Origin of the sequence: Sinomonas sp. B1-1, assembly GCF_050474465.1 — a bacterium.
Classification (GTDB): Bacteria; Actinomycetota; Actinomycetes; order Actinomycetales; family Micrococcaceae; genus Sinomonas; species Sinomonas flava.
The window spans coordinates 771,530-791,334 of the sequence record NZ_JBCHVF010000001.1 but is presented as its reverse complement, the minus strand read 5'-3'; the positions used below and the strand labels follow the sequence as shown (position 1 = coordinate 791,334).

Sequence of the window (19,805 nt, the reverse complement as noted above, 5' to 3'; positions counted from 1 at the left end):
ACAGGGACACACGGTCAGGGACATCGTTTCCCGGCCCGGTGGCACTGTGATCGCCGCCTTCTGGTCCAGTTTCTCGGCACGGGGTGCCGCTCCTCCAGCTCGCAGCCGGTCAGGCTGATTGCGACTGTCCCCACAGACTGTTCGGCAAGCAGCGATCCAGCCCTGCTGCCAGCTCGGACGAGCAGCTAGACGACGGGCCTGCCCGGCCTCCATGGCCCCGCAGGTCACCCAGCCTGGCCGCCGCTGTCGCCGACGGCCGCGACCACGATGTGTTGGCCCCTGGCCACGCAATCGATCCGGAAGGAACATCCGTGACACAGACCACTGAGCTGAACCCAGCAGTGGACCCCGCTTCGGCATCCGAGTCCAAGGGGATCGCCGGTCTCAAGCTCGCACAGCTCCAGGCGCTTGCCTCCCAGCTGGGCATCACCGGTGGCTCCCGCATGCGCAAGGGCGACCTCGTCGCCGCCATCTCGGCACACCAGAAGGGCGAGCCCGTGGGCCGCCCCGCCGGCCGTGCGCAGGCCAAGGGCGAGGCTCCGGCCGCCGAGGCCGCTGCGACCCCGGTTGCCGAGCCGGCCGCTGCCGCCGAGGCCCCCGCGGCCGAGCCCGCCCCCCGCGCCCGGCGCAGCCGCCGTCGTGCGGGGAGCGACGGCGTCGTGAGCCCCGCGGCCGAAGGCCAGTCCGCACTGCTCGAGGCGCCCGCGCCTGCCGCGGCCCCCGCCTCCGAGGGCGCGGCCGCGCAGGCCGCTCCCGTCGAGGCTGCCGCCCCGAGCGAGGCGCCGGCTGAGCCGACGCGCCCGGTCCGCAGCCGCGGCCGCAGCCGCCGCGCCGAGGCCGCCCAGGGCTCCGGCACCGAGACTGCTGCCCCCGAGCAGCGCAACCAGGCGCCTGCCGAGGCTCCCGCCGAGGCGCCTGCGGAGGCGCCCCAGAAGGCCGCCGAGGCCGAGCGCGCTGCCCAGCAGCCCGCCGAGGCCCCGCAGCAGGAGGCCGGCGAGGGCCGCCAGCGCCGTGGCCGTGAGGGCCGCGAGCGGTCGGACCGCCAGGACGGCCAGGAGCGCCAGGGCCGGCGCGACGAGGGCCAGGAGCGCCAGGGCCGGCGCGACGAGGGCGACGGCGACGAGGGCGGCTCGCGCCGTTCGCGCCGTTCGCGCCGTGGCCGCGACCGCGACGGCGGCGAGCAGGGCGGCCGCAACGAGCGGTTCCGCGACCGCAACGAGCGCCGCCGCGGCCGCAGTGCGGGTCCGGACGTCGATGACACCGAGGTGACCGAGGACGACGTCCTGGTCCCCGTCGCGGGCATCCTCGACGTCCTCGAGAACTACGCCTTCATCCGCACCTCCGGCTACCTGCCCGGTCCCAACGACGTCTACGTGCCGCTCGCCCAGGTCAAGAAGCACGGCCTGCGCAAGGGCGACGCGGTGGTCGGCGCCATCCGCGCCCCGCGCGACGGCGAGGAGAACCGCCAGCAGCAGGGCGGCCGCCAGAAGTTCAACGCCCTCGTGCGGGTCACGAGCGTCAACGGCAAGAGCCCCGAGGAGATGAAGGGCCGGGTCGAGTTCACCAAGCTCGTCCCGCTGTACCCCTCGGAGCGCCTGCGCCTCGAGACCGACCCGAAGAAGATCGGCCCGCGCGTCATCGACCTCGTGGCACCGATCGGCAAGGGCCAGCGCGGCCTCATCGTCTCCCCGCCGAAGGCCGGCAAGACGCTCATCCTGCAGTCCATCGCGAACGCGATCACGGTGAACAACCCCGAGGTCCACCTCATGATGGTGCTCGTCGACGAGCGTCCCGAAGAGGTCACCGACATGCAGCGCTCGGTGAAGGGCGAGGTCATCGCCTCGACCTTCGACCGCCCGGCCGACGACCACACGACGGTGGCCGAGCTCGCGATCGAGCGCGCCAAGCGCCTCGTCGAGATGGGCATGGACGTCGTGGTGCTGCTGGACTCGATGACCCGGCTCGGCCGCGCGTACAACCTCGCCGCGCCCGCCTCGGGCCGCATCCTCTCCGGCGGTGTCGACTCGGCCGCGCTGTACCCGCCGAAGCGCTTCTTCGGCGCCGCGCGGAACATCGAGAACGGCGGCTCGCTGACCATCCTCGCCACGGCGCTCGTCGAGACGGGCTCCAAGATGGACGAGGTGATCTTCGAGGAGTTCAAGGGCACCGGCAACATGGAGCTGCGGCTGTCCCGCGCTCTCGCCGACAAGCGCATCTTCCCGGCCGTGGACGTCAACGCGTCCGGCACGCGCCGCGAGGAGAACCTGCTCTCGCCGGAAGAGGTCAAGATCATGTGGCGCCTGCGCCGCGTGCTCTCCGGCCTCGACACCCAGCAGGCGCTCGAGCTGCTCACCACGAAGATCCGCGAGACGGGCTCGAACGTCGAGTTCCTCCTCCAGGTGCAGAAGACGACGCTCGCCTCGAAGGGCGAGAACGACAAGCACTAGCTGACCCGAACGGCGGCCGGCCCGGTATCCCCGGTGCCGGCCGCCGTCGTCGTGGCCCCGGGATGCGCCCGGGTGCGAGAATCAGGCAGCTGACTGACCCAGAAAGGCCCCCGACATGTTCGAGTCCGTGCAAGGACTGCTGGACGAGCACGCAGACCTGCAGAAGGAGCTGAGCGACCCCGCGGTCTACCAGGACCAGGCGCGCGCCAGGAAGCTCGGCCGGCGCTCGGCGCAGCTCAACGGCATCGTCGAGGCCTACCACCGCTGGAAGCAGCTCGACGACGACCTCGAAGCCGCCCGCGAGATGGCGGCGGAGGACCCGGACTTCGCGAGCGAGGTCGCCTCCATCGAGGAGCAGCTGCCGGCCGCCCAGGAGAGGCTGCGGCGTCTGCTCATCCCGCGCGACCCCAACGACGCCCGCAACGTGATCCTCGAGGTCAAGGGCGGCGAGGGGGGCGATGAGGCGGCGCTCTTCGCAGCGGACCTGACCCGGATGTACACGCGCTATGCGGAGTCCAGAGGCTGGAAGACCGAGGTGCTCTCCTCGACCGAGTCGGACCTCGGCGGCTACAAGGACATCCAGATCGCCATCAAGGGCTCCTCCAACGACCCCGCCGAGGGCGTCTTCGCGCACCTCAAGTTCGAGGGCGGCGTGCACCGCGTCCAGCGGGTGCCCGTGACCGAGTCGCAGGGCCGCATCCACACCTCCGCCGCGGGCGTCCTCGTCTTCCCCGAGGTCGACGAGCCGGAGGAGATCGAGATCAGCCAGAACGACCTGAAGATCGACGTCTACCGGTCCTCGGGCCCCGGCGGCCAGAGCGTCAACACGACCGACTCGGCCGTGCGCATCACCCACCTGCCCACCGGGATCGTGGTGGCGATGCAGAACGAGAAGTCGCAGCTGCAGAACCGCGAGGCCGCGATGCGCGTGCTCCGCTCGCGCCTCCTGGCCCACCAGCAGGAGCAGATCGACGCCGAGAACGCGGAGGCCCGCAAGTCCCAGGTCCGCACCATGGACCGGTCGGAGCGTATCCGCACCTACAACTTCCCGGAGAACCGCATCGCGGACCACCGCACGGGATACAAGGCATACAACCTCGACGCCGTCATGAACGGCGACCTCGGGCCCGTGATCCAGTCCTGCATCGACATGGACGAGCAGGCGCGGCTCGACGCGATCGGCGAATGACCGCCGGCGCCGGGAGCGGCGTGGAGGAGCCCCGGGACCTCGGGGAAGCGCTGCGGCGCGCCGCGGCGCTCCTGGCCGAGGCCGGCGTCCCGAGCCCGCGCGCGGACGCCGAGCAGCTTGCCGCGCACCTGCTGGCAGGCGAGCTCGCCAGCGGTGGACTCGGGCGCCTGCGCGCCCTCGCGATCATGGGCACGCCGCTCCCGGTGGGCTTCTCGGACGCCTTCTGGGAACTCGTCGCCGAGCGTGCCCGCCGGGTCCCGCTGCAGCACCTCACCGGCGTCGCGCACTTCCGGCACCTCACGCTCGCGGTCGGCCCCGGAGTCTTCGTCCCGCGCCCGGAGACCGAGGGCGTGGTGCAGCTCGCGCTCGACTGGATCGCGGAGCACTTCCCCGCCCCAGCGCACGACGCCGCCGCCCCGCCCGACGCCGCCGCCCCGCCTCGGGCGCGGCGGGGACCGGTCGCCGTCGACCTCGGAACCGGCTCGGGGGCGATCGCCGCGTCGATCGCGCACGAGGTGCCCACCGCCGTCGTGCACGCTGTCGAGCTCTCCGAGCTCGCCCACGCCTGGGCGGCCCGCAACCTCGCCGCGGAGGCGACCGGCGGCCGCGTGCGGCTGGCACTGGGAGACCTGCGCACGGCCTTCCCGGACCTGGACGGGACGGTCGACGTGGTGGTGTCCAACCCGCCGTACATCCCGCCGGGCATGGTCCCGCGCGAGCCGGAGGCTGCCGAGCACGACCCGGAGATGGCGCTCTACGGCGGGGCCGAGGGGGGCCTCGAGCTTCCGCTCGCCGCGGCCGCGACCGCGGCGAGGCTCCTGAAGCCCGGCGGCTTCTTCGTCATGGAGCACGCGGAGGTCCAGGCCGAGCGGCTCGCCGCGGTCCTCGGCGCGGACCCGGCGTGGACCTGCGTGCGCTCCCACACGGACCTCAACGGCTTCCCGAGGTCCACGAGCGCCGTCCGTGCCGGGTGAGGCCGGGCGCGTGGAAGAATGTTCGCCGTGACGACGACGAGCTACAACTGCACCGACCCTGAACAGCGCGCCGAAGGGCTTGCCCACGCCCAGCGCGCGATCGCAGCGAAGCAGTGCGTCGTGATGCCCACCGACACGGTGTACGGCATCGCGGCGGACGCGTTCTCGGCCCAGGCGGTCGCGACGCTCCTCGCCGCGAAGGGCCGCGGCCGCTCGATGCCGCCGCCCGTGCTCATCCCGCGCCTGCAGACGATGGACGGCCTCGCGACCGAGGTCCCCGCGCTCGCACGCGCCCTCGCGGAGAAGTTCTGGCCCGGGCCGCTCACGCTCATCCTCCACGCGCAGCCGTCCCTCACGTGGGATCTGGGCGAGACGAAGGGGACCGTCGCCCTCCGTATCCCGGACGACGAGCTGGCCCAGGCCCTCCTGACCATCACCGGCCCGCTCGCCGTCTCGAGTGCGAACCGCACCGGACATGCCGCGGCCCAGACCGCGGCCGAGGCCCGCGAGCAGCTCGCCGAGAGTGTCGAGGTGTACCTCGAGGACGGCTCCAGGCCGGTGGCCGGGTCGGATGCCGGAGGCACAGACGCGGCAGGAGAGGGCGGCGTCCCCTCCACGATCGTGGACTGCACGGGGGAGCGGCTGAGGGTCGTGCGCCAGGGAGCGCTCCCGCTCGCGGCCCTGCGCGAGGTGGCCCCGGACGTCCTGGGCCTGGGCGAGGAGCCGGAGCCGGCTGCCGAGGAGCCCGGCGAGCGCCAGACCCCGACGGCGGGGCCGGCGGAAGCCCCCGGGGGAGCCGCCGGCTAGCCTTCGCCGGAGCCGGGGGCGGCCTGCCGCAGGACCTGCTCGGCCCGGGGAGTCGGCAGCACGCCGTTGGCCTCGGCCCAGCCGGATTCCTGCGCCTGACCGAACCACATGACTTCGGCCCTGCGCACGGGGCCGTGGAGGGACTCCCCGGCGACCTTCGACACGGCGAATCCGGTCCGGACCGCGGCGCGGCACAGCCACGCCGGCACCCGGGCAGGCTCGCGGCCCCCGGCCGCGGCGAGCGCTCCGCGCACGGACAGGCCCTCCCACGGCTGCAGGAGCACCGTCTGGTCCGGGCGGCGGAGCCCCACGTCCACGACGAACTGGGACAGGGCCGGCAGCGAGCTCACGGGCGATGGCGCGTCCCCGGTCCCGGCGACCGACGCGAGCGGCGAGGAGGCGACGCGGGCGAACGACGTCGTCGTGCGCCGGCCGGCACCCTGGACGCTCGTGGCGCGCACGATGCTCAGCATCCCCTCGGGGAGCCGGGGCTGCAGGGCCCGGAGCGCGGCCTCGCCCAGCGCCTTCGAGCGCGAGTACGGCGAGAAGGGGCTCACGTCCCACGATTCGTCGAGGACGGGACGGTATCCCTGCACGGCGGCGCTCGAAAGGTGCACGAGCCGCGCGGCCCCGGCCTCGGCGCACGCGAGCGCGAGGACCGAGGGCCACAGGGCATTCGCCCCGTAGAGGGCGTCGTCGTCGGCGGAATCAGGGGCGGCGAGGCCCGCCGCGTTCACGACGACCGCTCCGGCAGGGATGCGCGGGGCAAGGTCCGCCAGGCTGGCCGAGGCCTCGGCGTCGGCCACGACGCCGGCCGTGTCCCGCGCCGCGGTGGTGAGCCGCAATGCCCGCGCCCGGGCAGGCTCGACGCCGCGGCCGCGGAGCTCTGCGACGATGCCGCCGCCGACGAAGCCGTTCGAGCCGAAGACCCACCAGTGGGGACGCTGGATTTCGCGCGCGACAGTATCCCGCCCCGAGGGCGTGCCGTGGTGAGCCATAGGTCCATCGTAGGGGCGCGCGGGGGCAGCCCCCGTCAAGCAGGTATCGTGAACGTGCCCGCCCCGCCGTGAGAAGGTCCCCCCACAGCATGAGCTCAACGCCCCGCGTCGTCGCCGTCGTCGTCAGCTTCAACCGCCGCGAACTGCTCGCGAAGACCCTCGCGGGGATCGCCGGCGGCAGGCGGCGTCCCGACGCCGTCGTCGTCGTCGACAACGCCTCCTCCGACGGCTCGGCAGACTTCGTGCGCAGCCTCGAGACGCCGCTGGCGATTGACCTCGTCTGCCTGGAGTCCAACGTCGGGGGCGCCGGGGGGTTCACGGTCGGGATCGAGCGGGCCGTGCTCGACCACGCCGCGGACCTGGTCTGGGTCATGGACGACGACACGGAGCCGCACGCCGAGACTCTCGCGGCCGCGGTGGACGCGTGGGAGAGCTATGCGCCCGCGCCCGAGCACCGGCCCACCGTCATGGCCAGCCGCGTCGAGTGGACCGACGGGCGGGAGCACCCGATGAACACGATGGACGAGTGGTTCGCCGCGACCCCCGCCCAGCGGCGCCGGGCCGCCGCGGTCGGCGGCACGGCCATCCGCAGCGCGTCGTTCGTCTCCTGCTTCCTCTCGGGCGACGCCGTCCGCGCGCTCGGCCTGCCGATCGCCGACTACTTCCTGTGGGGCGACGACTTCGAGTACACGACCCGGCTCGCCCGGTTCCACGACGCGGTCCAGGTCCCCGCCTCGGTCGTGACCCACCACACCAAGAAGTTCGGCACGACCGACGTCGACCCGGGCCCGCGCTTCTACTACGAGGTCCGCAACCGGTTCTGGCTGTACGGGCGGGGCCGGTCCCTCGCGCCGTGGGAGCGGCTCGCCTTCACGTTCGCGACAGCGAGGATCTGGGCGCGCACGTTCGCGAAGTCCACGGACCGCCGCACGCTCGCCGGCTGCCTGGTCCGGGGTGCCCGCGACGCCGTGCGGGCCCCCCGCCCCAACACCGATGTCCTCGCGGGGGTCTACCCGCTGCGCCCGGTGCCTGACCTGCCGCCGGCGGAGGAGTTCGCGACGGGGGAGCCCTTCAGCCTCCTCATGCCCGTGTACGACGGCGACACCCCCGAGCGCTTCCGGCGCGCCCTCGCCTCCAGCACCGCCGAGCAGGAGCGCCCGCCCGCCGAGGCGGTGATCGTCCGGGACGGTCCCGTGCGCCCCGAGCTGCAGGCCGCCATCGACGACGCCGCGGCGATCGCCGGCACGGCCACCTCCGTGCGCGTCGTGGCCCTGCCCCAGAATGTCGGGATCACGGCCGCACTCGGGCGTGGCCTCGCGGAGTGCGGCCACGGGATCGTGGCCCGGGCCGATGCCGACGACGTCTCCGTCCCGCACCGCTTCGCCGCCCAGGTGCCCGTCATCGAGGGGGGCGCGGACCTCGTGGGCAGCGCAATGGAGGAGATCGGCGACGACGAGGCCGTAGTCCTCGCCACGCGCTCGGTCCCGACCTCGTCGCCCGAGATCCGCTCCGCCGCGCCCTTCCGGAACCCGATCTGCCACCCGACCGCCGTCTTCCGCCGGGCGACGGCCGAGGCCGTCGGCGGGTACCAGGTCGTGCCGGCGGCCGAGGACTACTGGCTGTGGGCGCGCATGATGGCCGCGGGGGCCACTGTGCGGAACCTCGCCGAGCCGCTCGTGCGGTACCGGGTCTCCGGCGGCGCCTATGAGCGGCGCGGGGGCCTTGGTGCGTTCGCCCGCGACCTCGTGGTCCAGGGCCAGCTGCACGCCGGCGGCTTCATCACGGGCGGCCAGTGGTTCCGCAACATCGCCCTGCGCGCGGCCTACCGCCTGCTGCCCACCCAGGTGCGGGCCGGCCGCTACCGCAGCATGGTCGCGCCCAGGCGGTGACCGCCGGGCCGCAGGGACGCCGTCACGCGCACGGTCCACCCTGCCGACCGGAGTATCTTGGACACGCATGGGGGACGGATTCCCGCCACCCCTCCCCAGAAGAGAGTCACTGAAATACCGATGAGCTTGTCCGCAATCCCGCCGGAGGCCCCCAGACCGGTGCTGTGGCGCTGGATCCAGTTCGCCCTCGACGCCGGAGCATGGACGCTGGCCATCCTCATGGCGGTCGTGCTGCGCTACGAGCTGACCGAGCAGACCCTCGCACCCAACGGCGTCGTGGTCTTCAGCCTCCTGGCGATCGGCAGCCAGGCCCTTGTGGGATTCAGCATGGCCCTGTACCAGGGCCGCCACAGCTTCGGCTCCTTCGAGGAGGCCAGGCTCCTCATCGCGGTGACCATCATCGTCGCGACGATCCTCGTGCTGCTCAGCACGTTCCTCGGCTTCACGCTCCAGATCCCGAGGAGCACGGGCGTCATCGCGTTCCCCTTCGCCGCCCTCTTCATGGCGGCGACCCGCTACGTCAAGCGCATGTTCGTCGAGAGCAAGCAGAAGCCCGGCGCGAATGCGCAGCAGGCGCTCATCTACGGCGCCGGCTTCCTCGGGACCAACCTCGTCACGCGGATGATGCAGGACCCGGCGTCGCCGTACTTCCCCGCCGGCTTTGTCGACGACGATCCCGCCAAGAAGCACCTCCGCGTCTCCTCGGTCCAGGTCCTCGGCACCGGCGAGGACCTGCCCGAGCTCATCAGGCGCACGCGGGCGACGGTGCTCATCCTCGCCTTCGCCGCCGCGGACTCGGCGTTCATCCGCGGAGTCTCGGACCGCGTCGCCGGGCTCGGCGTGAAGGTCCTCGTCCTGCCCCCGCTGAAGGACATGCTCGGCGGCGGGGACCACAGCGTCACCGACTTCCGCGAAGTGGACGTCGAGGACCTCATCGGCCGCCGCCCCGTGGACATCAAGGTGGAGGAGATCGCCGGGTACATCACCGGCAAGCGCGTCCTCGTCACCGGCGCGGGAGGGTCGATCGGCTCGGAGCTGTGCCGCCAGATCCACCCGTTCGCCCCCGCCGAGCTGATCATGGTGGACCACGACGAGACCGCCCTCCAGGCCACCCAGATCTCGATGACCGGGCGCGGGCTGCTCGACGGCCGGGACACCGTGCTGGCGAGCATCCGGGACGCCGGGTCCCTGGCTGAGGTCTTCCGCGAACGCCGGCCCGAGGTCGTGTTCCACGCCGCGGCGCTCAAGCACGCCCCCCTCCTGCAGCAGTACCCGGCCGAGGCCTGGAAGACGAACGTGCTGGGCACCCTCAATGTCCTGCGCGCAGCCGAGGCCGTGGGCGTCGAGGCGTTCGTGAACATCTCCACCGACAAGGCCGCCGCGCCCACGACCGTCCTCGGCCACTCCAAGCGCGTTGCCGAGCGGCTCACCGCGTGGATGGCCGGACGCACGGGCCGCCGGTACGTCTCGGTGCGCTTCGGCAACGTGATGGGCAGCCGCGGATCGATGCTGCCGCTGTTCTCCGAGCAGATCCGCAACGGCGGTCCCGTCACCGTCACCCACCCAGAGGTCACGCGCTTCTTCATGACGATCCCGGAGGCGTGCCAGCTCGTCATCCAGGCCGGGGCGATCGGCAGCGGGGGAGAGGTCCTCATCCTGGACATGGGCGAGCCCGTGCGGATCCTCGACGTCGCCCAGCGCATGATCGCCATGTCCGGCAAGGACATCGAGATCGTCTACACGGGCCTGCGCCCCGCGGAGAAGCTGCACGAGGACCTCGTCGACCCGGACGTCGTCGACGCGCGGCCCCTGCACCCGAAGATCTCCCACGCCGCCTCGGCCGGCATCGCCCCTGACCAGCTCGACTACGACCGCTGGCTCGCCGCGTGCGAGCGGAGCGAGGAGGCCATGCTCGAGGCGCAGGTCCAGGAGGAGACCGAACTCTCGCACGAGCCGGTGGCGGGTCCGGAACGGATCACGAGCCCTGAGCGGATCAGCGGGGCCGCCCGGATCACCGGGACGGAGTCCACCCGCCGGGCAGGCACCCCGTGAGCGTGCCGGCTGCGCTCGTGCCGGCCCTGGTGTCCGCACTGGTGGCCCTCGCGGTGAGCGCCGCGCTTCCCGTGCTCGCCCGCCCGGTCCTTTTCCGGCTCGGGGTCATCGACCTGCCCGGGGAGCGCTCCTCCCACACCCGACCGACGGTCCGGGGACTCGGCCTCACGATCGGCGCCGGCTTCCTCGCAGGCTGGGCGTCGGCCCTGGCCACCGGCGCGGCGTCCGACGGCGTCGGCCTCGCGCTGTGCATCGTCGCCGGGGCCACCGCGGCCGCCGTCGTCGGATGGACGGAGGACCTGCGCGGGCTCTCCATCGGCAGCCGCGCCGCGCTCCAGCTCGCCGTCGGCCTCGGCGGCACGCTCGCCATCCTGCTCGTGACCGGCAAGGGCCTGTGGTGGCTCCCGTTCGGTGCGCTCGCTGTAGCGGCCTACATCAACGTGGCGAACTTCATGGACGGGGTCAACGGCATCTCGGGCCTCCACGGGGTCGCGGTCGGCCTGCTCTACGCCGCGGCCGGCGCCGTGACGGGGCACGCCTGGCTCGTCGCCGCCGGGGTGCTGATCGCTGCCTCGTTCGCCGGCTTCCTCCCGTGGAACATCCTGCGGGGCGCCATGTTCATGGGCGATGTCGGCAGCTACCTCCTCGGCGCAGGAATCGCCCTGACAGGGGTCGCGGCCTTCCTCGCCGAAGTGCGCCTCGAGTACGTCTTCTCTCCAGTGCTCATCTACCTCGCGGACACCTTCACGACCCTCCTGCGCCGTGCCGCTGCCGGCAAGCGGTGGTACGCCTCCCACCGCGAGCACGTCTACCAGCGGCTCACCGACAACGGGCTCAGCCACGTCCAGGTCGCGCTGCTCGTCACTGCCGCGTCGGTCGCGACCGGGCTCGCGGGCTTCTATGCCGTGACCGCCCCGCCGGCGGGCAGCCTCGTCGCCCAGGTGGGCGCCGCCGCCGTCGTCATCGCCTACCTGACCTCCCCGCTCTGGCTGCGTGTCCGCCTCGCGCGGTGACCGCCGCGCGCGGCGCACGACGGCGGCCTGCCCCGCCTCGCGCGGTGCACGCTGGGGACAGGACGACTTCTATGGCGTGTAGAATAGGACTGCACCCCAACCCCGCCGGCCTCCTGACATGCAGGCCGCCGACGAATGGCACCAGAACATGACACGAGCGACGCGCACCGAGGGAGATTTCGGTTCCCCGGCCGCCGCCGCATCACCGTGGCTCGGCCTCGCGGCCAAGTGCACGGCGGCGTCTGCTGGTGCCGCCCTCGTCCTCGCGGCCGCGGCGCTCCTCGCCTCCGGCGCGGGCGCTGCGGGCAGTGTCCTCTTCGCGGCGGCGGTCGTCATCGCCTTCTTCGCCCTGAGCCTGCTCGCCGGCCACATCGCCGGGCGGCGCAACCCTTCGGGGGCGATCGGCGTCTTCGCCGTCGTGTACGTGCTGAAGATCGTCGGCTTCGCCGCGCTCCTGATCTGGCTCGGCACGCCGGCCTGGATCGACAGACCCTGGTTCGGCGCCTCGGGCATCGTGACGGTGGTCGTCTGGCAGGCCGTCGAGGTGTTCGTCTTCAGCCGCCTCCGGCTGCAGATCTTCGACGACGCACCCGTCCGGGATTCCGGGACGGAGGACACCCGTGGCTGACCGCGAGGACCCCACCGGAGGCGCCTCCGGCGCCCCCGAGGGTGACGGCGGCTACAACTCCGGCATGGCCGTCTTCAGCTACGTCATTGGCGGGATCGTTGTCTGGAGTTTGATAGGGTGGGGGCTGGACAATCTCCTGAAAACACGCTGGCTCGTGCTCGCTGGCGCCCTGGTGGGGATTGCCGGCGGCATCTACCTGACCACGAAGCACGGCCTCCTCGCACCGCGGCGGAAGGGACCGGCAGACGGCGGTGCGCCGGAGGACGACAGCTGATGGAGCACCCGAAAATTTCACATGTGGGGGTCGAAGCCACTCGCCCCAGCATCTGCCCGACGATGGACACTGCAGAGAGGAATTGCGTTGACCCCGCTCACGCTTCCGGCCGATGACGGCGCCTTCACCCCGCCAACCCTCGAGGACATGCACCTCCCGGCCATCTTCCCGTGGGGCGAGGCCGAGGGCTTCTCGAAGCAGATGCTCCTGGTGCTCCTGTCGGTCGTCTTCATTGCGTGGTTCTTCCTCGCAGCCGCGCGCAAGGGCCAGCTCGTCCCGGGCAAGCTCCAGTTCGCCGGCGAGTACCTGTACGGCTTCGTGCGCAACTCGATTGGCAAGGACATCATCGGCGGCAAGGACTTCATGAAGTTCGTGCCCCTGCTCTTCGCGCTGTTCTTCTTCATCCTCCTGAACAACATCTACGGCGCGATCCCGTTCTTCCAGCTCCCGACGATGTCCCACGTCGGCAGCCCGTACTTCCTGGCCGGCCTCGTCTACGTCATCTGGATCGGCGTGGGCCTGCGCAAGTTCGGCCCGAGGTTCATCAAGCTCACGATCGTCCCCTCCGGCGTGCCGTGGTTCATCCTCCCGATCGTCGTGCCGATCGAGATCATCTCGAACTTCATCGTCCGACCGATGACGCACAGCCTCCGTCTCTTCGCGACCATGCTCGCCGGCCACCTCGTGGTGGCGCTCGCAGGGTCCGGCATCGCGTTCCTCATCTCGCAGGAGAGCGTGCTGCTGAAGGGCACCTCGCTCCTCGTGCTCGTCGGCGCGATCGCCATGTACATGCTCGAAGCTCTGATCATGGTCCTGCAGGCCTACGTCTTCACGCTGCTGACCGCGATCTACATCCAGGGCGCGCTGCACGCCGACGCCCACTGAGAATTCCCCCGCGAAGGGGGATGAACCGATCACTCAATCAAGCCCGCTGGGCAACCTGAAAGGAACACAATGACCGGCAACCTCAACCTCGTCGGCTATGGTCTCTCCGCCATCGGCGGTGCCATCGGCGTGGGTCTCGTCTTTGCTGCGTACATCAACGGCGTCGCCCGCCAGCCGGAGGCGCAGCGCGTCCTCCAGCCCATCGCGTTCCTGGGCCTCGCGCTGACCGAGGCGCTCGCGATCCTCGGTCTCGTGTTCGCCTTCGTGCTCTGATTTCGCACGAGGCACACACAGCCAGTACCGAGTAGATAGGAGGGGTGGAACACATGAATCAGATCATTGTCCGCGCCGCCACCGAAGGCCAGAGCAGCCCGCTCATGCCGAACTGGTGGGAGGTGCTCGTCACCGCCGTCGGTTTCGCCGTCCTTCTCTTCATCGTGGTCAAGTTCGTTGTCCCGGCGTTCGAGAAGACCTTTGCGGAGCGCGCCGAGGCCATCGAGGGTGGCATCGCCAAGGCCGAGAAGGCCCAGGCGGAGGCTTCTGCCGCCCTCGAGGAGTACAAGCAGCAGCTCACCGATGCCCGCACGGAGGCGAACCGCATCCGTGAGGAGGCCCGTGCCGAGGGCGCCCAGATCCTTGCCGAGCTCAAGGAGAAGGCCGCGGCCGAGGCCAACCGCATCACCGAGCAGGCCCACGTGCAGATCGAGGCCGAGCGCCAGCAGGCGGTCGCCTCGCTGCGGGCCGAGGTCGGCACGCTGGCCACGACCCTGGCCGGCCGGATCGTCGGAGAGTCCCTCGACGACGATGCCCGCGCCGCGCGCGTGGTGGACCGCTTCCTCGACGAGCTGGAGTCCCAGAACGCAGGTGCAGCGAAGTAATGGCAGGAGTATCGAGCGAATCGCTGTCCGCCGCACTCGCGGACCTGGAGACCACGCTGCCGACGGCGTCGCTGTCGCTGGCGCGTGAGCTCTTCGGCATCGTGGGTGTCCTTGACGGCTCCGCCGGGCTCCGCCGGGCGCTGACCGATCCGTCCCGCGAGGGCTCGGAGAAGTCGGCCCTCGTGCACAGCCTGCTGGACGGCAAGGCGTCCGCTGACGCCGTCGAGATCACGGCCAAGCTGGCCGCCTCGCGATGGGCCGACGCCCGCGATGTCAGCGATGCACTCGAGACCCTCGCCTCGACCGTGGCTATTGCCGTGGCCGAGCAGGGCGCGGGGACCGCAAGCGGACTCAGCGGCCTGGAGAAGCTGCAGAATGACCTCTTCGCGTTCAACCACGCCGTCGCGGAGAGCCACGAGCTCCAGAATGCACTGACCGAGCAGCAGGCCTCGCCCGAGGCCAAGCGTTCCCTCGCCCTCCGGCTCGTGCCGCAGGCGTCGGAGGAGGCCAAGCTCCTCATCGGCCAGGCGGCTGCCGCCCCGCGCGGGCTCAAGCCAGCCAAGCTGATCGAGAAGTTCGCAGCCCTTGCGGCCGGCCGCCAGAAGCGCTGGATCGCCGACGTCGCCGTCGCGCGCCCGCTCACCGGGTCGCAGGCTGAGCGGCTCCAGGCTGGGCTCAACCGCCTCTACGGGCGGGAGCTGAAGATGAACACGACTGTGGACCCGCTGCTTGTCGGCGGACTCCGCGTGACGGTCGGCGACGAGGTGCTCGATGCCTCGACGGTGTCGCGGCTCGGCGAGCTGCGCCGTCAGCTGGCCAGCCAGGCACGCTGAGGCATCAGCACACTTCGTACCAGACAATCCGGTCATCGCAGGACCTCTTACGATGACCATGAGAATCAAGAGAGCAGGGACTGCAGATGGCCGAACTGACCATCAACGCCGACGACGTCCGCAGCGCGCTTAACGATTTCGCGGCTTCCTACGAGCCCGGGACGGCTGAGCGCGTCGAGGTCGGCCGCGTCACCACCGCCGGCGACGGCATCGCCCGTGTCGAGGGCCTTCCCTCGGTCATGGCGAACGAGCTCCTCCGCTTCGAGGATGGAACGCTCGGCCTCGCCCAGAACCTCGACGTCCGCGAGATCGGCGTCATCATCCTCGGCGACTTCGGCGGGATCGAGGAGGGCCAGGAGGTGCACCGCACCGGCCAGATCCTCTCCGTGCCGGTCGGCGACGCCTTCCTCGGCCGCGTGGTCGACCCCCTCGGCGCTCCGATCGACGACCTCGGCCCGATTGCCGCCGAGGGCACCCGCGCGCTCGAGCTCCAGGCCCCGGGCGTGACCCAGCGCAAGTCGGTCCACGAGCCGATGCAGACGGGCCTCAAGGCGATCGACGCCATGATCCCGATCGGGCGCGGCCAGCGTCAGCTCATCATCGGCGACCGCCAGACGGGCAAGACCGCCATCGCGGTCGACACGATCATCAACCAGAAGGCGAACTGGGCCTCGGGCGACGCGACGAAGCAGGTGCGCTGCATCTACGTCGCCATCGGCCAGAAGGCCTCGACGATCGCGGCCGTGCGCCAGACGCTCGAGGACCACGGTGCCCTCGAGTACACGACGATCGTGGCCTCGCCGGCCTCTGACCCGGCCGGCTTCAAGTACCTTGCCCCGTACGCCGGATCGGCCATCGGCCAGCACTGGATGTACGGCGGCAAGCACGTCCTCATCATCTTCGACGACCTCTCGAAGCAGGCCGAGGCATACCGCGCCGTGTCCCTCCTCCTCCGCCGCCCGCCGGGCCGCGAGGCGTACCCGGGCGATGTGTTCTACCTGCACTCCCGCCTCCTCGAGCGCTGCGCGAAGCTCTCGGATGAGCTCGGCGCGGGCTCGATGACCGGTCTGCCGATCATCGAGACCAAGGCGAACGACGTCTCGGCGTACATCCCGACCAACGTCATCTCCATCACCGACGGCCAGATCTTCCTCCAGTCGGACCTGTTCAACGCGAACCAGCGCCCGGCGGTCGACGTCGGCATCTCGGTCTCCCGCGTCGGCGGTGCCGCCCAGGTGAAGTCCATGAAGTCGGTCTCCGGCACGCTGAAGCTCGACCTGGCCCAGTACCGCGACATGCAGGCGTTCGCGATGTTCGCGTCCGACCTCGACGCTGCGTCCCGCCAGCAGCTCACGCGAGGCGCACGCCTCATGGAGCTGCTCAAGCAGGGCCAGTACTCGCCGTACCCGGTCGAGGAGCAGGTCGTCTCCATCTGGGCCGGCACGCGCGGCTACCTGGACGATGTCCCCGTCGAGGACGTCCGCCGCTTCGAGGCAGACTTCATCGACTACCTCAAGCGCAAGACCTCGATCCTCACGACGCTGGCCCAGACCAACAAGCTCGAGGACGACACCGTCGAGGCCCTCAAGACCGCGGTGACGGAGTTCAAGAAGGGCTTCTTCGGCGAGGGCGACAACCAGCTGGTGGGCGCTGGCCACGAAGAGCACGATGCTCTTCCGGAGGCCGACGTCAACCAGGAAAAGATCGTCAAGCAGAAGCGCTGATTCCCTGCTGTTGACCGGAGGGGCCGCTGCTCGCGGCCGCGGCCCATCCGGCCGGCAAGGGTGAGGAAAGGACAAGAATGGGAGCCCAGATCCGGGTCTACCGCCAGAAGATCGCGTCGACGACGTCGATGCGCAAGATGTTCAAGGCGATGGAGCTGATTGCCACCTCCCGCATCGGCAAGGCGCGCGCCCGTGTGGCCGCTTCCCTGCCGTACGCGAATGCCATTACTCGCGCCGTTTCTGCTGTCTCCTCTTCGTCCGAGATCGACCACCCGCTGACCACCGAGCCCGCTCAGGTGCGGCGCGCGGCGGTGCTGGTTCTGACGGCAGACCGCGGCCAGGCCGGTGCCTACTCTGCGAGCATCCTCAAGCGGGCCGAGGCGCTTGCCGAGCTGCTGCGCGAGGAGGGCAAGGAGGTGGCCACCTACCTGGTCGGCCGCAAGGGCCAGGCCTACTTCGACTTCCGCAACCGCGACTACGTGCGCGTGTGGAGCGGCGGCACCGACAATCCCGATTTCGCGACCGCGCAGGAGATCAGCAAGGTCCTCCTGGAGGCCTTCGCTGCGCGCTACGAGGACGGCGGGGTCGACGAGATCCATGTCGTCTACACCCAGTTCAAGTCAATGGTGGTGCAGGAGCCGACCGTTGTCCGCCTCCTTCCCCTCGAGGTCGTCGAGGAGAAGGCTGCGGACGCGAAGGACCTCCTTCCGCTCTACGAGTTCGAGCCGGAGCCCGAGCAGGTGCTCGACGCGCTCCTGCCGCGCTACATCGAGTCGCGGATCTTCGCGGCCATGCTGCAGTCGGCGGCGAGCGAGCTCGCCTCGCGCCAGCGGGCCATGAAGAACGCCGGGGACAACGCGACCGACCTGATCAAGAAGTACACGCGACTGCGCAACACCGCCCGCCAGGCGGAGATCACGCAGGAGCTGACCGAGATCATCGCGGGCGCGGACGCCCTCAACGCCTGAGCCGCCGGCTGAGCAGGCACCACCCCATAGACTGATTCCACGCCATCTACGCAAAGAAGTGAGAGAGATGACTGCCACTGCCTCTGAAGCGGTTGCCACCGCTGGCGCGACGGGCCGCATTGCCCGCGTGATCGGGCCGGTTGTCGACGTCGAGTTCCCGTCCGACGCGATCCCGGAGATCTACAACGCGCTGACCACGACGATCACGCTCGGCGACCACACGCGCGAGATCACCTTCGAGACCGCCCAGCACCTCGGCGACAACCTCGTCCGCGCCATCTCCCTGCAGGCGACCGACGGCCTCGTGCGCGGCACCAAGGTCGCCGACACGGGCTCGCCGATCTCCGTCCCGGTCGGCGACGGCGTCAAGGGCCACATCTTCAACGTCCTCGGCAAGCCGCTCGATGTCGACGAGTCCGAGATCCAGGCCTCGGACCACTGGCCGATCCACCGCAAGGCCCCGTCCTTCGCCCAGCTCGAGGGCTCGACGGAGATGCTCGAGACCGGCATCAAGGTCATCGACCTCCTCACGCCGTACATCAAGGGCGGCAAGATCGGCCTGTTCGGCGGCGCCGGCGTCGGCAAGACCGTCCTCATCCAGGAGATGATCACCCGCGTGGCGCGCAACTTCGGCGGCACCTCGGTGTTCGCCGGCGTGGGGGAGCGTACCCGCGAGGGCAACGACCTCTGGGTCGAGATGGACGAGGCAGGGGTCCTCAAGGACACTGCGCTCGTGTTCGGCCAGATGGACGAGCCGCCGGGAACGCGCCTGCGCGTCGCCCTCACGGCTCTGACGATGGCGGAGTACTTCCGCGACGTCCAGAACCAGGACGTGCTGCTCTTCATCGACAACATCTTCCGCTTCACGCAGGCGGGTTCCGAGGTGTCGACGCTCCTGGGCCGCATGCCCTCGGCCGTCGGCTACCAGCCGAACCTCGCCGACGAGATGGGTCTCCTCCAGGAGCGCATCACCTCGACGCGTGGCCACTCGATCACGTCGATGCAGGCCATCTACGTCCCCGCCGACGACTACACCGACCCGGCGCCGGCGACGACGTTCGCGCACCTCGACGCGACGACCGAGCTCTCCCGTGAGATCGCCTCGCGCGGCCTCTACCCGGCCGTGGACCCGCTGACCTCGACGTCGCGCATCCTGGACCCGCAGTACATCGGGCACGACCACTACAACACCGCGGTCCGCGTGAAGCAGATCCTGCAGAAGAACAAGGAACTGCAGGACATCATCGCGATCCTCGGCGTCGACGAGCTCTCCGAAGAGGACAAGATCGTCGTGGCCCGTGCGCGCCGTATCCAGCAGTTCCTCTCGCAGAACACCTACACCGCGAAGCAGTTCACGGGTGTCGAGGGCTCGACCGTCTCCATCAAGGACACGATCGAGGGCTTCAAGGCGATCTGCGACGGCGAGCTGGACCACGTGGCCGAGCAGGCGTTCTTCAACGTCGGCGGGCTCGACGACGTCGAGCGCAACTGGGCCAAGATCCAGGAGCAGACCAAGTAGCATGGCTGAGCTCGAGGTCGAGATCGTCGCGGCGGACCACTTCGTGTGGTCCGGCCCGGCGAAGATGGTGAAGGCCCGCACCGCGGACGGCGAGGTCGGGATCCTTCCCGGCCACACGCCGCTGCTGGCAATCATGCATGCGGGCGAGATTGCGATCGAGCCGGTCAACGGCTCGCGGATCACGGCCACCGTGGACGGCGGGTTCTTCTCCGTCGACTCGGACAGGGTCGTGATCGTCGCCGACAACGCGAAGATCGGCGAACCAGCCGCGGGGACTCGTTAGCCAGACCTCGATGGACGATTCTGCCCTTCCGTTCATCGTCCTGGCAGCGCTCTTCCTGCTCCTCGCAGCGCTGCTCTGTGTCCTTGGGGTGCGCCGCTTCGTCCTGCGGCGCACCCTGGGCACGGTGGATGCCTCCATCTCCATGGCCTCCGGGCCCTGGAGGATGGGGGTTTGCCGCTATCAGGACACCGAACTGGAATGGTTCAACCTCCTCTCCCTGAGCCCGGTGGCAAGGCACCGCTTCACCCGCAGCTCCCTCGAGCTGCAGGGGAGGCGCGCACCCACCGAGGCCGAGCGCACCAAGGTGCAGGCCGACGTCGTGATCGTCGAGCTGCTCTACCTGGGCGAGAGCGTCCGATTCGCAATGGACTTCAGCGCCTACGCGGGTCTCGCCGCGTGGCTTGAGGCCGGCCCCGTGGTGGGCGTCGGCACGTGGCGCTGAAG

At 70.7% G+C, this 19,805-nt stretch carries 19 protein-coding genes; 18 read left to right on the top strand and 1 reads right to left on the bottom strand.

Annotated elements, in window-relative coordinates:
• Positions 1 to 311 precede the first annotated feature (311 nt).
• From rho to ACQ5BE_RS03695, 4 genes are all read left to right on the top strand, one after another.
• Entirely contained in the window at positions 312 to 2,447 is a 2,136-nt protein-coding gene (gene rho / locus ACQ5BE_RS03710; protein WP_430295525.1) for a transcription termination factor Rho, read from the top strand.
• A 115-nt stretch (positions 2,448 to 2,562) separates the two neighbouring features.
• Positions 2,563 to 3,636: a peptide chain release factor 1 gene (gene prfA, locus ACQ5BE_RS03705; protein WP_430295524.1), complete on the top strand. Its 1,074-nt coding sequence runs from the start codon at positions 2,563 to 2,565 to the stop codon at positions 3,634 to 3,636.
• A complete protein-coding gene (locus ACQ5BE_RS03700) occupies positions 3,633 to 4,610 on the top strand; it encodes a N5-glutamine methyltransferase family protein (RefSeq protein WP_430295523.1) in 978 nt (325 codons plus the stop codon). Before prfA ends, ACQ5BE_RS03700 begins: the two co-directional genes overlap by 4 nt.
• A 27-nt stretch (positions 4,611 to 4,637) precedes the next feature.
• The gene (locus ACQ5BE_RS03695; RefSeq protein ID WP_430295522.1) at positions 4,638 to 5,417 is read left to right on the top strand and encodes an L-threonylcarbamoyladenylate synthase; all 780 of its coding nucleotides are present in this window, start codon (positions 4,638 to 4,640) and stop codon (positions 5,415 to 5,417) included.
• Here ACQ5BE_RS03695 and ACQ5BE_RS03690 read toward each other — a convergent pair.
• Positions 5,414 to 6,415, bottom strand: a complete 1,002-nt coding sequence (locus ACQ5BE_RS03690) for an NAD-dependent epimerase/dehydratase family protein (protein WP_430295521.1) — start codon at positions 6,413 to 6,415, stop codon at positions 5,414 to 5,416. The genes ACQ5BE_RS03695 and ACQ5BE_RS03690 overlap by 4 nt on opposite strands.
• A gap of 89 nt (positions 6,416 to 6,504) precedes the next feature.
• Between ACQ5BE_RS03690 and ACQ5BE_RS03685 the strand changes: the two genes are divergently transcribed.
• The 14 genes from ACQ5BE_RS03685 to ACQ5BE_RS03620 all read left to right on the top strand — a co-directional run bounded on the left by ACQ5BE_RS03685 (position 6,505) and on the right by ACQ5BE_RS03620 (position 19,803).
• Positions 6,505 to 8,304: a glycosyltransferase gene (locus ACQ5BE_RS03685; protein ID WP_430295520.1), complete on the top strand. Its 1,800-nt coding sequence runs from the start codon at positions 6,505 to 6,507 to the stop codon at positions 8,302 to 8,304.
• 120 nt (positions 8,305 to 8,424) lie between these two features.
• Positions 8,425 to 10,356: a polysaccharide biosynthesis protein gene (locus tag ACQ5BE_RS03680; protein WP_430295519.1), complete on the top strand. Its 1,932-nt coding sequence runs from the start codon at positions 8,425 to 8,427 to the stop codon at positions 10,354 to 10,356.
• A complete protein-coding gene (locus tag ACQ5BE_RS03675; protein ID WP_430295518.1) occupies positions 10,353 to 11,369 on the top strand; it encodes an MraY family glycosyltransferase in 1,017 nt (338 codons plus the stop codon). Before ACQ5BE_RS03680 ends, ACQ5BE_RS03675 begins: the two co-directional genes overlap by 4 nt.
• A 148-nt stretch (positions 11,370 to 11,517) precedes the next feature.
• On the top strand, positions 11,518 to 11,997 hold the full coding sequence (locus ACQ5BE_RS03670) for a hypothetical protein (RefSeq protein ID WP_430295517.1): 480 nt from the start codon (positions 11,518 to 11,520) through the stop codon (positions 11,995 to 11,997).
• A complete protein-coding gene (locus ACQ5BE_RS03665; RefSeq protein ID WP_430295516.1) occupies positions 11,990 to 12,271 on the top strand; it encodes an AtpZ/AtpI family protein in 282 nt (93 codons plus the stop codon). Before ACQ5BE_RS03670 ends, ACQ5BE_RS03665 begins: the two co-directional genes overlap by 8 nt.
• Positions 12,272 to 12,358: 87 nt before the next feature.
• Positions 12,359 to 13,156, top strand: a complete 798-nt coding sequence (atpB, locus tag ACQ5BE_RS03660) for a F0F1 ATP synthase subunit A (protein ID WP_413248045.1) — start codon at positions 12,359 to 12,361, stop codon at positions 13,154 to 13,156.
• Between the two features lie 69 nt (positions 13,157 to 13,225).
• Positions 13,226 to 13,429 (top strand): ATP synthase F0 subunit C, encoded by a 204-nt coding sequence (gene atpE / locus ACQ5BE_RS03655; protein ID WP_066498570.1) that lies wholly within the window; start codon positions 13,226 to 13,228, stop codon positions 13,427 to 13,429.
• 53 nt (positions 13,430 to 13,482) lie between these two features.
• Positions 13,483 to 14,034 (top strand): F0F1 ATP synthase subunit B, encoded by a 552-nt coding sequence (locus ACQ5BE_RS03650; RefSeq protein ID WP_208709196.1) that lies wholly within the window; start codon positions 13,483 to 13,485, stop codon positions 14,032 to 14,034.
• On the top strand, positions 14,034 to 14,867 hold the full coding sequence (locus tag ACQ5BE_RS03645) for a F0F1 ATP synthase subunit delta (RefSeq protein ID WP_430295515.1): 834 nt from the start codon (positions 14,034 to 14,036) through the stop codon (positions 14,865 to 14,867). Before ACQ5BE_RS03650 ends, ACQ5BE_RS03645 begins: the two co-directional genes overlap by 1 nt.
• Before the next feature lie 86 nt (positions 14,868 to 14,953).
• Positions 14,954 to 16,591, top strand: a complete 1,638-nt coding sequence (gene atpA / locus ACQ5BE_RS03640) for a F0F1 ATP synthase subunit alpha (RefSeq protein WP_413248043.1) — start codon at positions 14,954 to 14,956, stop codon at positions 16,589 to 16,591.
• A 77-nt stretch (positions 16,592 to 16,668) separates the two neighbouring features.
• Entirely contained in the window at positions 16,669 to 17,559 is an 891-nt protein-coding gene (locus ACQ5BE_RS03635) for a F0F1 ATP synthase subunit gamma (RefSeq protein WP_430295514.1), read from the top strand.
• A gap of 67 nt (positions 17,560 to 17,626) precedes the next feature.
• Entirely contained in the window at positions 17,627 to 19,078 is a 1,452-nt protein-coding gene (gene atpD / locus ACQ5BE_RS03630; RefSeq protein WP_413248041.1) for a F0F1 ATP synthase subunit beta, read from the top strand.
• A gap of 1 nt (position 19,079) precedes the next feature.
• Positions 19,080 to 19,361 (top strand): F0F1 ATP synthase subunit epsilon, encoded by a 282-nt coding sequence (locus ACQ5BE_RS03625; protein ID WP_208709185.1) that lies wholly within the window; start codon positions 19,080 to 19,082, stop codon positions 19,359 to 19,361.
• Positions 19,362 to 19,371: 10 nt separating this feature from the next.
• Positions 19,372 to 19,803 (top strand): DUF2550 domain-containing protein, encoded by a 432-nt coding sequence (locus ACQ5BE_RS03620; protein ID WP_430295513.1) that lies wholly within the window; start codon positions 19,372 to 19,374, stop codon positions 19,801 to 19,803.
• Positions 19,804 to 19,805: the final 2 nt, after the last annotated feature.